This is a genomic window from Candidatus Saccharimonadales bacterium (genome assembly GCA_035697325.1).
Taxonomy (GTDB): domain Bacteria; phylum Patescibacteriota; class Saccharimonadia; order Saccharimonadales; family Saccharimonadaceae; genus JALRBM01.
Map to the genome: position 1 here is coordinate 231,876 of DASSDB010000004.1, position 14,299 is coordinate 246,174.

General features: G+C 46.3%; 11 protein-coding genes. 6 read left to right on the forward strand and 5 right to left on the reverse strand.

The features are described from left to right. Positions 1-27: 27 nt before the first annotated feature. The 5 genes from VFH06_05130 (at position 28) to VFH06_05150 (ending at position 7,898) form a co-directional block, all read left to right on the forward strand. Positions 28-387, forward strand: coding sequence for a hypothetical protein (locus VFH06_05130; GenBank protein ID HET6747460.1), 360 nt, complete (start codon positions 28-30; stop codon positions 385-387). Between the two features lie 600 nt (positions 388-987). Beyond that, a complete protein-coding gene (topA, locus tag VFH06_05135) occupies positions 988-3,276 on the forward strand; it encodes a type I DNA topoisomerase (protein HET6747461.1) in 2,289 nt (762 codons plus the stop codon). Between the two features lie 48 nt (positions 3,277-3,324). Next, positions 3,325-3,750, forward strand: coding sequence for a hypothetical protein (locus tag VFH06_05140; GenBank protein HET6747462.1), 426 nt, complete (start codon positions 3,325-3,327; stop codon positions 3,748-3,750). Positions 3,751-3,993: 243 nt separating this feature from the next. Continuing rightward, complete coding sequence (locus tag VFH06_05145; GenBank protein HET6747463.1) at positions 3,994-5,046, forward strand: sigma factor-like helix-turn-helix DNA-binding protein; 1,053 nt, start codon at positions 3,994-3,996, stop codon at positions 5,044-5,046. Positions 5,047-5,093: 47 nt separating this feature from the next. After that, positions 5,094-7,898, forward strand: a complete 2,805-nt coding sequence (locus VFH06_05150) for a type IV secretion system DNA-binding domain-containing protein (protein ID HET6747464.1) — start codon at positions 5,094-5,096, stop codon at positions 7,896-7,898. An 86-nt stretch (positions 7,899-7,984) separates the two neighbouring features. Here VFH06_05150 and VFH06_05155 read toward each other — a convergent pair whose 3' ends face one another. Then, on the reverse strand, positions 7,985-8,269 hold the full coding sequence (locus VFH06_05155; GenBank protein ID HET6747465.1) for a hypothetical protein: 285 nt from the start codon (positions 8,267-8,269) through the stop codon (positions 7,985-7,987). Between the two features lie 172 nt (positions 8,270-8,441). On the opposite strand from VFH06_05155, the gene VFH06_05160 reads away from it, so the two are divergent. Further along, complete coding sequence (locus tag VFH06_05160) at positions 8,442-9,206, forward strand: hypothetical protein (GenBank protein ID HET6747466.1); 765 nt, start codon at positions 8,442-8,444, stop codon at positions 9,204-9,206. 693 nt (positions 9,207-9,899) lie between these two features. On the opposite strand, the gene VFH06_05165 is transcribed toward VFH06_05160, so the two are convergent. Genes VFH06_05165 through mraY form a run of 4 tightly spaced genes read right to left on the reverse strand, consistent with a single transcriptional unit; the run spans position 9,900 to position 14,298 of the window. Then, complete coding sequence (locus VFH06_05165; protein HET6747467.1) at positions 9,900-10,844, reverse strand: hypothetical protein; 945 nt, start codon at positions 10,842-10,844, stop codon at positions 9,900-9,902. Between the two features lie 9 nt (positions 10,845-10,853). Beyond that, on the reverse strand, positions 10,854-12,029 hold the full coding sequence (locus tag VFH06_05170; protein ID HET6747468.1) for a UDP-N-acetylglucosamine--N-acetylmuramyl-(pentapeptide) pyrophosphoryl-undecaprenol N-acetylglucosamine transferase: 1,176 nt from the start codon (positions 12,027-12,029) through the stop codon (positions 10,854-10,856). Beyond that, complete coding sequence (locus VFH06_05175) at positions 11,962-13,266, reverse strand: FtsW/RodA/SpoVE family cell cycle protein (protein HET6747469.1); 1,305 nt, start codon at positions 13,264-13,266, stop codon at positions 11,962-11,964. The genes VFH06_05170 and VFH06_05175 overlap by 68 nt, the downstream gene beginning before the upstream one ends. Positions 13,267-13,269: 3 nt before the next feature. Beyond that, the gene (mraY, locus tag VFH06_05180; protein ID HET6747470.1) at positions 13,270-14,298 is read right to left on the reverse strand and encodes a phospho-N-acetylmuramoyl-pentapeptide-transferase; all 1,029 of its coding nucleotides are present in this window, start codon (positions 14,296-14,298) and stop codon (positions 13,270-13,272) included. Position 14,299 lies beyond the last annotated feature (1 nt).

Consider the following 14,299-nt stretch of genomic DNA (forward strand, 5'->3'; position numbering starts at 1 on the left):
ATTTCCTTTTGTCCTATATAATTAGGCTTGTTCATTCCAAACGCCAGCGAGACAGGAAGTGATATGACCGAGCGTACGGCTATGCTCTATTTGAGCAAAGCAGCCGCGTCAAGTATCCAGACTGAGCTGCGACAACCGTTCGGCGCAGCCGCACAGGCTAAGGCACATGGGTACATTCTTGAGACCATCGCAAGCTACGCCCTTAAGCAAGGCCTCCATGGGATCGCAGAGGAGCTGGAGACATTCGCAGTACGCGGCGGCGAACTCCGCATTTACCAGGAGGGGCTGGAGGCAATAGAAGCTACGATGGAATTCTGGCCAGACGACACCCCTGAGCCTTCCTTTGACCATCTCGTTACCTTGCGTATTCCGCAAGGGTCTGTCTGAGGTGAACGGCTGGGTAGCCTCTTGACGCTGTCGCGCTAAGAGGCTACCCGAATTTTAATATTTGCAAAAACCTACACATATTATGTAGCGAAATTTGACCCTTGCTTAAGGTATTATCTAAACTGAAGTGTACCGTTCCGTGAGCTAGGGGAGATCCGGAACAATCCACAGAGCAGAGGAGGTGAACCGTTGGATCATCAATGGGAAAGGGAATTCTCTGCCGGAAGACGGTACTGTCGGCGCGCCCACAAGATGAAACATAGATTTCTGAGTGAGGGTGCTGCTGAAGCAGCAAGAGCAATAATTAATAGTCGCGACTTTGATAACAAAAGATCGTACTACTGTACAAGCTGCAAGGCATGGCATCACGCCACCGTTGTCGAAACCGACGAAACAGATACAATATTTTACCGGTGCGTTTCTTCTTTCTAATTGGAGGAGCAATGGGCCATAGCGCCCGCTCGTGGATCAGCCGTCCGAATTATAATAAGGACGGCTTTTCTCATGCACAAGATTTTATATTTACAAAAGCAAAAAACTAGCGTAGTATCTATCTCTAGCGCTTCCAAAGAAAGCGTAAGAAGGTTAGACTCTATAGTAATGGGCAAGCAATTAGTAATCGTAGAAAGTCCAGCAAAAGCGAAGACGATCGAAAAGTATCTTGGCAAGGATTTTGTGGTCAAAAGTAGCATTGGCCATATTCGTGGATTGCCCTCAAAATCAGGAAGTATAGATGTCGCTAACAATTTTGCGCCACGCTTTGAAGTAGACCCCGATAAAAAAAAGGTTATCTCTGAACTTAAAAAAGAAGTTAAGGCGGCTGATACCGTATGGCTTGCGAGCGACCCTGACCGCGAAGGGGAGGCGATCGCCTGGCACCTAGCCGAGGTATTAAAGCTCGATCCTAAGACCGCTAAGCGTATCAGTTACGATGAAGTAACGAAAACTGCCATCATGGACGCCATTGCGCATCCTCGCACTATTGATATGCCCCTTGTTGAGGCTCAGCAGGCGCGCCAGTCACTTGATTACCTCGTGGGCTTCGAGCTTTCACCGGTGTTATGGCGAAAAGTCCGTCCGCAGCTTTCAGCTGGTCGTGTGCAATCGGTTGCCGTTCGCCTCGTCGTTGAACGCGAAGCAGAAATCGACGCGCACGTTCCTGAATCCACATTTAAAATCACCGCCGAATTTACCCTTGAAGACGGCACTGTTTTACCCGCCACAAGCGCCAAAAAACATCAAACAGCCGATGAAGTCCGTGCAATTCTTGAAGCATTCGCAATCAGTAATTTCACTGTTGCCGATATTGAGAAAAAGCCCGGTTCACGCAACCCAAGCGCACCATTTACTACTAGTACGCTACAACAAGAAGCCAGCAGTAAGCTTGGTTTTAGCCCGCGCAGCACCATGCAGCTCGCTCAACGCCTATACGAAGCAGGGCACATTACATATATGCGTACCGACTCGGTAACATTATCCGCTCAAGCCCTCGGCGCCATGACAGCGCACATAAAAAGCACGTACGGAGAAAATTACCATCAATACCGGACCTTTAAGTCAAAAAGTGCTAACGCTCAAGAAGCGCACGAGGCTATTCGCCCCACTAATTTTACGGTTGACTTTGCTGGCGCAGACGCACAGCAGCAAAAACTCTACAATCTCATATGGCGCCGCACGTTAGCCAGCCAAATGGCTCCAGCAGTGCTAGAAAAGACCACTATTTCCGTGGCGGCAAGCAAATCGGACGAAATTATGGAGGCTAAGGGCGAAATCGTCGTCTTTGATGGCTTCCTTAAGGTATATGGTCGCAGCGGTGACGATGTCCTACTTCCAGAGGTAAAAAAGGGAGATCCGCTCACCCTCAAGCAAGCTGAGGCCCTCGAGGTGCTCTCTCGTGGTCCAGCTCGTTACACCGAAGCTTCTCTTGTGAAAAAGCTTGAAGAAATGGGTATCGGCCGGCCAAGCACCTATGCCAGCACGATTAACACTATCCAGACCCGCGGCTATGTCGAACGAGGTGATCTCGAGGGTATTCCTAAGAAAATCCAAAAGATAAGCCTCAAAGATGGTATCGTCTCTCAAAACGAGGAAGAAATCGCGTATGGAAAAGACTCAAACAAGCTCTTTCCGACCGATACAGGCAAGGTAGTCACTGACTTTCTCGTGAAGCACTTTACAGAAGTAATGGATTACGATTTTACCAAATCTGTCGAGGACAGGCTTGACGAAATCGCAAATGGCCAAAAAGACCGCGTCAAGGTACTAACCGATTTTTACACGCCGTTCCACAAGCTCGTTGAGGCCAGCGGTGACATTTCACGCGCCGAAGCGACACAAACGCGCCATATAGGAGATGATCCAAAGTCTGGTTTGCCAATTTTTGCACGCTTTGGCCGTTTTGGCCCCATGCTTCAAAAAGGTGAACAATCAGACGACCCCAAGCCAACATTCGCACCGCTCCCGGCTGGCGCCAAAATCGAAACAGTCACCTTAGAGCAAGCGCTTGAAATGTTTAAATTGCCACGACTTGTAGGCAAAACAGAAGACGGGAAGGAAATTAAGGCAAATATTGGCCGTTTTGGCCCCTATATCGTGATCGATAAGACGTTTGTGAGTATCAAACCACTCGATCCACACACTATCACTCTCGATGAAGCGCGAAAACTCTATATCGAGAAGCTGAAGGCCGATGCTGAAAAAAATATAGCCGACTTTGGCGATGGTATTAAAATCCTTAAAGGACGATACGGTCCCTACATTACTGATGGCAAAAAGAACGCTAAAATCCCCAAGGACACCGAGCCTAAGGATATTACACACGAACAAGCGAAGAAGTTACTCGCAGAAGCACCCACCAAAAAGGCTCGACGAACTTTTCGTCGAAAATAGCATCGTAGGTGTATAATTACTTTTGTTGTCCCTTTACAGAGGAGCGGTATGTTCGTCATTCTTGCAGAAGTTGTCCCCTTTGTTCAACAAGAACTCGTGAGATCATTGCCAGAATCTCGAGGCTGGAACTTCCTGGAAACAGCCAAAGCATTTATGCGCCATAGTGTGAGCGTCGCAAGGAGAGGAGTAAGTGTTTGTGGTAGCTGTGCCTCATATATTAATCACTCCGGCCAGGAACAGCTCCCGGCACATTGTCCTAATTGTGGCATTGAGTGGCGCCACCTCCTGCCTTGCTTTCTTTATTTCGCACTCGGTTCATTTAACAATACCAACGCGGTCAAGAAGTCAGATGAGAACTACTGTAAAGAATTGGCACCTCACCTCACATACACTCCGAGTGTCGCACTGACGTATATATCCCCGGCAACTCGCCCGGGTTACGATATCAACGATGACTGGCAAATCATCACGTAGTAGATGAACGAGGACCAGCGGGGCGAGTTACCTTTTACTTGCCCCGCTCTCTTAAATGACATACTTTTCCACAGTATTTTACAAAATATATCAAAAACATTCTTTACTAATTGCGTCTACTTAATGCTATAATTAATTTTAGTAAGGAAGTTATTTGACATTATAGAAACATTATTCTATAATCGAGGATAGATTGATTAAAAATCTTATTAAAAGAGGTAACAGAAGAAAGGAAACCACATCATGAGTGATACTGCCCAGCCAGATACCGCGACTATGCTCACTACTGCCGTAAATGAAATTCTTGAGGTGATTGAGCACGAGCGTGAGCGCGAGATCATCACACGCCGTTTCGGCTTATTTGACCGTCGCGAAACACTCGAGCAAATCGGTGAATTACTTGGCATTACTCGTGAGCGTGTTCGCCAGCTTGAAAAGGCTATTCTCGTTCGTCTTAAAAACATCGCTGAAGACGATAAAGTCCCTGCGATTCACACCATTGAGCGAGCGCTTGTTCGCGATCTTTCAGAAACTGGCCGCGTTGCTCGCGTTCACGATATTACCGAGCGCCTCGTCGGTAAGGATCACGATGCCCGCAACCGTGCACATATTGCGTTTATCGCTGAACTTTCTCCAAATATTACCGTGGTTAACGAAAACGACAACTATTATCACGCTATCGCCATCAAAGAGCACGGTGACGAAAAGAAAATCAAATCGGCCGTTGACGAGGTAGTACAGACTATCAAAAAGCACGGCGAACCTCTCTCTATCGAAGACCTTCATGGCAAACTCGATCACGAACACCCAACTCACGTACGCGCACTTGCCAGCACAAGCAAGCATCTTGCCAGCCTCAAGGATAACTGGGGTCTTGTAAAATGGCCAACCGTTAACCCTAAAAACATCCGTGATAAAATCTACGTTATTTTAAACGAAAACGGCTCACCAATGCATTTCTCTGACATCGCCAAATCTATCAAACAGAGCAGCTTCAAACGTAAAGATGTTACTACGCAGGCTATCCACAACGAATTGATCAAAGATAAGCGCTTCGTGCTCATCGGTCGCGGCATTTATGCTCTCGACCATTGGGGATTCTCTAAGGGGACTGTCGCAGATATCATTACCGATGTCCTTAAGAAGGCAGGGGAGCCACTCCACCGCGACGAGATCGTCAAACGCGTACTCGAGAGCCGCCACGTCAAAGAGACAACCATTCTCCTTAACCTCCAAAGCAAACCTCAATTCAAGCGTGTAGCCAAAGCAACTTACGCACTGGCTGAAGAAAAATAACGCTCCCTTGCAAAGCTAGGGCACCAATGGGACAATAGAGCGTAAGGATGAACGCTATTTTGTGGATGATCGACTTCTTGCTACAATGGTACGTTTGGGTGCCCATTGTACTTATTTTAGTGTTTTTAACGTGGCGCAACTACCGCAAAATCGATGCTGTTCAGGCTACCGTCGATAGTGTTTTGCTGATTCTTGAAATTCCTAAAGCCAACGACAAAAAAGAACTCGCAGCCGAACAATTGTTTGCCAGTTTGCACGGAATCCTGCGCGATAGCAAAGAATTGAAACTTTCAAAAGGTATCCAAGAACACCTTAGTTTTGAATTCGCCTCTGTTAACGGGCAGATCCGTTTTTATGTCTGGGTACCAAAAGCACTCCAGAGTTTTGTCGAAGGCCAGATCTACTCACAGTATCCCACAGTCCAAATCCACACGGCTGATGAGGATTACGTCGCACACGAGCGGCGCCACAGTGTTGTGTACACGGCAGAGATTGTTCCGACCGATAGTGAATTTCTTCCCATTAAGACATTCCAGAGTTTTGAAGTCGATCCGCTTGCCGGTATTACTGGAACGCTTGCTAAGCTCGAGTCAACCGGTGAGGAAGTATGGGTACAGATTTTAGCTCGTCCTATTCCGGATGTCTGGCATAAATCTGCCAGCAAATGGATCACCAGCGTCAAAAACGGCAATCCCCTCGCATTCCTCTCCGGAGAAGGCTTTAGCTTTAAGTTTTTTGGCGATATTATTGCCGCTCTCTCCAAACCACCAGAGGATGGCAAAGTAGGTAATGGGCCCAAAGAGCTTTCAGAACGTGAAAAAACTCGTATTGCCGAAGCCGAGAAGAAAGCGACGAAACTAGGCTATCAGGTTAAAATCCGCCTGGTTTACCTTGGTGAGAGCACCACGAACGCCAAGCTGCGCATGCAAGCCATCGTCGGTACATTTAAGCAGTTTAACAGTACCAATCTCAATGGTTTTCGTATGACTGGCGGCAGCTTTAAAAAAGAAGATCTGGCTCAGTATAAAGCTCGACTTTTCATGGATAGGGGATTCATCCTTAATATTGAAGAGCTTGCGTCGGTATACCACCTTCCACACACCAATGTGGAAACCCCTAACATTGTTTGGGCAAGCAGCAAAACCGCCGAGCCTCCAGCTAAGCTGCCAATCATCACGGGGAACGATGCTATTGATGAAAATATCAGTGCCTTCGGCCTCACGAACTTCCGCGGTATTAATCATCAATTTGGCATGCTGCGCTATGATCGGTCAAGGCATATGTACATCATCGGTCAAACCGGTGCAGGTAAATCCGGTACACTTGAACTACTCGCGCTCTCCGATATTTTCCATGGTCAAGGGTATGCTATCATCGACCCGCACGGCGACTTTGCCATGAATAATCTTCGTTTTATCCCTGGTAGTAGACTTGAAGACGTCGTTTATTTCAACCCTGCCGACACGGCGTATCCGTTAGGATTTAACCCGCTTGAGGTAACCAATCCTGCCCAAAAAACTAATATTAGCTCCGAAGTAATCGGCGTATTAAAGCGTATGTTTGGTGAATCTTGGGGGCCTCGGCTTGAATATATCCTCCGCTATACTATCCTAGCCCTCCTCGACCGTCCAGAAACAACCATGCTCGACATTACCCGCATGCTTACCGACAAGAAGTTCCGTAAAGAAACGCTGTCATACTGTACTGACACTGTCGTGCTTCAGTTTTGGAACGTAGAATTTGCCAGCTGGACTGATAAATTCCAAGCAGAGGCTATCGCGCCAGTGCTCAATAAGGTGGGTGCCTTCACCGCAAACCCTGTTATCCGTAATATTATCGGCCAGCCAAGAAGTACCTTCAATATTCGTAAAATCATGGACGAGGGGAAAATTCTTATCGTTAACCTCTCAAAAGGTCTCATAGGAGAAGACAATGCCTCGATTCTGGGGTCGTTCCTGGTCACCAAAATCCAACTTGCCGCCATGAGCCGCTCCGATATCCCTGACATCAAGGATCGTCGGCCGTTCTATCTTTACGTGGATGAATTCCAAAACTTCGCTACCGATTCGTTTGCAACGATTCTTTCCGAGGCCCGAAAATACGGCCTTAACCTTACCGTAGCCAACCAGTACATTTCACAGATGAGTGACACTGTACGTGACGCTGTATTTGGAAATGTTGGTACAATGATTTCGTTCCGCGTTTCACCAGACGATTCACCAATTCTTGCCAAGCAATTCGAACCAACCTTCGAGGCCACTGACTTACTTCAAATGCACAACCGTAACTTCGTTATTAACATGGTGATAAACGGTGAAAAAGCGCCCGCCTTTAGTGCTCGCACTCTTAACTTGCCACCACCGCAGACAGATAACACGGGCCGCATTGTTGAATATACACGCGAGCATTACAGCCGCAACAGACAAGAAGTAGAAGACGAAATCAGCGAGCTTATTCAACCCACCGGCGCCAAAAAGACCACTCCCATACCAGCCGCGGCACCGAAAGCATGGCCTATTAATGCTCAAACCAATGTTATTACCCCGAATGCTCAACCCGCTAGCCCGGCAGGGGAGGCGATTAAACTTGCTCTTGAGCAACCCGGCCAGCCTAAAGCACAGGCTAGTCCTCAGCCCCAATCACAGCCTCAAGCCGAAACTTCTGCCCTAACAGCAGAAGGAGACGCACCAAAGAAAAAACGACGTCGTCGCAAGCGCAAAAAGCCAGGTGAAGGGGAGGGAGCTCTGCCACCGGTTGTCCCCCCAAAAGATCTTCCATCTCCAGCACCAATAGGCGAAGCGAAACCGCTTCCTAAAAGCGAAGGCCACGAAACTGAAATCCGGCTTCGCTAGCTCTAAATTAAAGTATCCGCCCTGCTTCTTGGAGGCGGATACTTTAATTACCTCAAAGAAACAAGGACGGATGAGTCCGTGGGTAGTCAAGTATCGAGAAGTCGCGCAAGCGAAGTACCCTTCGGCTTCGTGATGCTATAGAACCGCTGCGTACGATCCATCCCCTGCACGGGTCTCACAATGACACGTAAGAACCCCTTTCCGACAAGCTCCATACACGAATCGTATACGATCCTCGCCGAAGAAGCTTTTGAAAAAACCTCAACCAGATCCGACTCCGGGCATTCTTCGTCAGGAGTACGTGCCAAATAACGCAAAATCGGCCCGCAGTCCATACTCCGACGCCATTCATCAATCTCACGGATATTCACAACTGCCCTCCTCAGGAATCCACCGAACACTATTTTTTATAACATCCTTTCTTAACCATATCAAGTTGATTACGTTATCGAATCCCTCAATTAAAAAATATGAAACGGAATACCCAAACCGAAGAGAAGTACTTAAGCTTGCTTTTTCATTAGACAAGCGGATAATTTAAGCATGAATGAGCTATCTCACTCAATAGCAGAAGCTATAAAGTTCAGGGCCACGACTTCGATTTTAGGGACTTATTTTTTATTCTGGTTAGTATTCCATTGGCAAGCTTTTTACGTAACATTTTTTGTAAACGAGGACCTCATTCTCACGCAACACCATATATTGAAAAATGAGTATATAAATCAATATTTCATTCAACCTAGGCCCGATTCAATTTCTTTTTGGGTGTGTATTATTGTGCCTGGAATACTAACTTATCTGTGGATTTGGGTGTTACCAAAGCTACTCTTTATAAAAGCATTCAAAAGAGAGAGGGAATACACATATGAAAAAAGATCCCAGGTAGTAAAGGACCAGATTAGATTAAAGAAACTCGAAGAAGAGCTGGCTAAAAAGAACGTAAATATTGCCGACCTAGAACTTGATGCGACAAAAAAAGAGCTTAGCGCAGCCAAAAACGAACTCAGTAAGGTAAGAAGCGAGTTAGAAGTACAAAGAGTATTCCATGCAACTGAAGAGCTTACCGACAATGAAAAACAATATCGTGAATTCATGAAAAAAGATAATGCCCATAAAATTCTCGATGATATAAAAGAATGCATCTATAAGTATAGCGGTCGGCTCGATAGGCCCTCATACAATTATACGTTAAATACTGATTCCTACGTAGCCGCTGACACAAACAAGCTTGTAAGAAGAATTAAGGGAACGACGTACCCAACTATCGAGCTCACCGATTTAGGAAGATATTTTTTGAGTAAATTATAAGCAATACCAAGAAGGTAGAACAAAAATAGAACATAATTAATAGAGTGTTCGTTTCCAAGAATCATTTCAAAGCTCCATGGAATTTCGCTGAGCCTTGGAGTTAAATAGATCATACAGAAATATTTATTATTTGACCCAAAGGAGGCAACGATGCATACAGGAGTCAGGGCTAAAGGAGGGAAGCAAAAACTACATTAGAACAAAAACAAAACTATTTTGATAATAAAAGTCTTATAGATTATATGTCGCACAATATATCTTTTACGACATTAAGATATAGTAAATAAGATGTATAAGCACTCATCTACAACAGGGTACTATTAAGCTCTACGAGCTCAATACAAGGAACTCCGGCTTAACACACTCGTGACTTTATACATTCCTAGCGTCCGCACCTCTACTGAGTTTAGTCGTCTTCGAATCATTCTAAGCGTTCCTGCTTATGAGTCCTATACTTTTCCACAGCAAGGCTATTTGCATTTTTCACGTTCTATATTTTTATATATGTTTTTTGACTTTTTTCTTTAAGTATTTATTCGTATAGTTACTTCCCCTATTTTACCTATATCCCCTGCTCTTTTTAGTATTTGTTTGCTTTTTTATATATTCAATACTTTTATATGTTTTTTGAATACGATCTCAAAAAAGAACAAATATAGAACACTCTTTCAGGAAGGAAAGAGAAGCTTTTCTCTATCGATAAAATGCTTTCCCGCTCACCCGAATATCAATGTATTGTGGTGACTGTTTTTTTTGCTGAAACCAATGGATTGCTCGCACCATATCTTCTACCTGCTCCCCTACTCCACGATCAATTGAAAGTTTTATGGGATATGCCAACCCATCGATATGAAGTTCCACTTCACGAGTTGTTCCCGTAGGAATCGCTACTTGAGTTACAGTGTAGCCCTGGGCCTTTGTAAGACCCACGGTGCGCCCAACAAAACTCAAGAAGCGATTGCTAGCTATCGCTTGACCGCCCGCTGCCTGTACGCCGCTATTATCGACGATCTGAACGGAGGGAGTAGGATAATAATTATGCGAGAAGGCCGTTCCTGAAGAATCTACATACTGCTGGCGTCCCTGAATAGACCATCCTGCCAGAGGCTGCCTCATTGCTATCGTATAGTCAGATCTTCCAAATCCGCTATTATTGCCGACTCGAACCGAAGCCACTTCGGGTAGTTTTTGCTTCACATATTCGTTAAGAGCATCTGAATTTGTTAAAAAACGTAACCGTTCAACAGGGCGCGTCACCAGATACGACTGGATCGTATCGGCATAGCTTTTATCGACAGGAACATCAATACCTGGTGTCCGGACATCAACGCTTGCCGTAAACTCATATACGAGCACACAGAGCCCCATAGCCGCAAACAATACGACGAGCAGGAGAGAGCCGAGACGTCGACGTTTTTTTCGAAGTTCGTGGGCCTGAACACGAGGCGACTTAAGCTGTGCGTTTGCTTCGCCAGCACTTGCTATTTCAGAAGAGCGGCTTCCTGTCAGTGTTCGATTACGACGAAAATTATACCTCTGGTCGATATCGGTAAGCCTCTGTTGCTCACTCCTTCCCTCAGTTGGTGCCGCGCGGCGACCGGGCTGTGGGTTTGACTGTTTTTTAGAAAAAAGTCCCACCGCGTCCGCCTATTCTCTTCCCCGTCTTATAGAGCCCATCACTCTTTCGATAATCGCGGCCATATCTGCGGCCGCCTGGGGTTTAGCATACGCATGGAAGGCCTTACTCATTTTCTGCAAGCGAACAGGATTAGCAAGAAGCGTTGTAATAGTGTCAACAAGCAATTGAGGGTTGACTTGTAGTTCAATTTCGTCAATTACCTCAACCGCTCCTGTTTCAGCGTATACGGCCGCATTCTTCAACTGATGTCCCCCTGTCAAGTAAGGACTGGGCACTAAAATAGTAGGACGAGCTAGAGCGGCTAACTCAAGTATTGTCGTCGCACCCGCACGCGCCACAACGATATCTGCCGCACCTAGATATTCGTGCATGTTACCGCTAATAAAAGGATGAAGCTGAAAGCGAGGGTCATCCTGAGGCGTGAGCGTTTTTACGTCATCGAACTGATTGGTTCCTGATATAAGAACGAGTGACGTTATATCAAGTAACTCATGGATACGTTTTACGACAGCATCGTTAATGTTTTGCGCACCTAAACCACCGCCGGTCACTACCACCAGAGGTTGCCTAGGATCAAATCCAAAAGACGCCTTCAGTTCTTTGCGTTCTTCAAGAGAAAAAGGCTTGAATGCCTCGTTTACCGGCGTTCCTACATACTGCGACTTCTCTTCAGGGTATGGATAATACTTTAGTGGTGCTCCTGTACCAATGTAGGTAGCAAATCTCGACAGGATTCTATTTGTGAGTCCTGGATGAGCGTCGGAATCATGAATAACGAGAGGTATTTTAAAGAGCCATGCCGCGCATCCTACGGGCAGACAAACAAAGCCGCCTTTCGTAAACACCACATCAGGCCGCCATAAGAAAAGTTTGACGACGCTTTGTAAAAAACCACATCCCACCAAAAAAAGATCACGGATATTTGGCAGTAATATTGAGAAAGGCCTTAGTAATTGACGCCACACGGGTAGTGAGTGGTACCGACGCAGCTTACCAGCAATAACAGTATCGACACGAATAGAAGGATCGTAGTGGCGCATAATACTCCTGGCCTCTGGGGCAAATTTTCTATCGCACCAAAAACGCACCTCAAGGTTGGCGTCTTTCTTTCGTAACTCACGAAGTACTGCGACGACCGGCGTAACGTGACCGCCCGATCCCCCGCCGAGTGCCAGGATTCTCATATCCATTCTCCTTATTTACTGAACCATGAATTGTATAGCGCGAGAGTTGAAATGCTAAGCCAAGCGCACCGGCAATGAAAATCATACTTGTACCGCCAAAACTAAGCAGTGGCAATGTGATACCCGTAAGCGGAAAAATCCCTATCATGGCTGCTACATTCAATATAACATGCGCCGCAAGCCAACCAAATACGCCCGCTACTGCAAGTTTCATCCACATGTCTGGCAAATGGTCGACGATCCGTAAGAGCCGTATTAAAAGCGCTGCAAACAGCAATAATATAAGTGTTAAGCCGATAAAACCGAATGTTTCACCCATAATCGCGAATACGGAGTCGTTAATAGCCTCGGGCAAGTAGCCTGTAGCCTGCACACTGTTGCCAATCCCAACGCCAAGCAACCCACCACTACCAATAGCGATCTTAGCATGCGTAATGTGATAGTTCGCGTCGTCGATTGAAATGCTCGAAGCATCATCACCCGAGAAGAAGGTCGTGATTCGCTCCATGCGATGCGGCGCAATGATAATCAGCAGAATAAGGAGAAACACGGCTGAAATGCCAAGCCCGACACCAATTTTTCTACTAAGTCCCGCTACCATCAACATCGACGCAAGAATAGCAATCAGCACAATTCCGGTACCCATATCCTTCTGGAGCCCAATCACAAAGAAAATAGCAAGCAGCATCACCGCGCCGACAGGTATGAGCGTCTTATGGAGGTCATTAACAAGGCCCTGGCGCATGCGTATTGCAACAAATCCTGCCGTGAATACAAGCAATCCAAACTTCAAGAACTCTGCTGGCTGCAAACTTCCCAGAGGCCCTAACTCAAACCAACGGCATGCGCCAAGGCTACACTGAGCGATTCCCATATTCAAAAAACCAGCGACAGACAAAATAAGGCAAGCGATAAATCCTCCAGCCAGAAGTCTCCCGGCATGCTTTTTTACCCATTCAAATGGTGTCATTGCCAAGAGGAAAAACGCAGCTAGAGCAAGCAGTAAACTCACCGTCTGTTTTACAAAGAAATACATACTGGTGTAATAATCCGTATCGTAGGCGTTATTTAACACATTGGCACGCTGCGGGCCGATAGCATACATAATAATAAGCCCAAGAAGCATAAGCAGCCCCATGTACAAGATAATATGGTAATCAGGACGATGACGTCGAACAATAGGCCGCTCAACATTCTGAGAGCCCTCCCGGCGGAGCAATCGTCTCACCGCTGGCATGGCTTAGATATGACCTCCGGCAAGTGCCATCATAATACCCAGCGATCCCATCACGCACGCAATCACCCAAAATCGCATCGTTACCTTTGTTTCAGGCCAGCCTTTTGCTTCTAAGTGATGATGGATAGGGGCAGAAAGAAAGACTTTGCGGTGAAAGAGTTTTTTGCTAGTAATTTGGACAAGACTGGAACCCGCTTCGATGACGAAGATGAGCCCAATGATCGGAAGGAGAAATAGTGTATTTGTCAGCATCGCCACTACCCCGAGGCTCGTGCCAAAAGCGAAGCTCCCCACATCTCCCATAAAAAAGCGCGCTGGATAAATATTAAACCAAAGATAACTAAGAAGTGCACCAACCACCGTAAAACAGAACCCGGCTAGAATAACATGACCTTGAAGTAACGCGATAACCCCAAATACACCGTAACTAATGGTAAGAAGGCCGCCAGCAAGCCCATCAAGTCCGTCGCTGATATTAACTGCATTGCTGGTAGCCACCACCGCAAACACAAACAGCGGCACAATAACCCAACCAAGAAAGAGATCGCCCACGAATGGAATGTGAACGCTAGTGTAGCCCAGCTTCACAAAGAAAAACCAGCCAAGAAATAGCGCAAGCAAGGTAATCATCGCGAACTTCAAACTCGACCGCAGACCAGCCACACCGGTTCCCTGCCCGCGAATATTAATAAGGTCATCCAGTAACCCTACGGCTCCTCCGCCAACGAGCGCCGCAAGTGGTAACCATGTCTGCGCTCTATCCAGATTGAAAAAGAGAGTTATTACGGTTATAGAAATAACCCCGATAATGCCGGCCATGGTCGGAATGTTACGTTTGAACTTATCCGCATGAAGCTTAGTAAATACCTCAAGCTTTTCACCAGTCGTACTTGTGCTCCGCTGCTTTTTCCAAAATTTATATCGATAAGCAAAAAAAGTAAATACCGGCGTAAGAATCATCGCTAACAAAAACGCACCGACACTCAGAATGAAAGTTCCGTTTAATTCGTGAGTAAACTGTGCAAGCGCCATA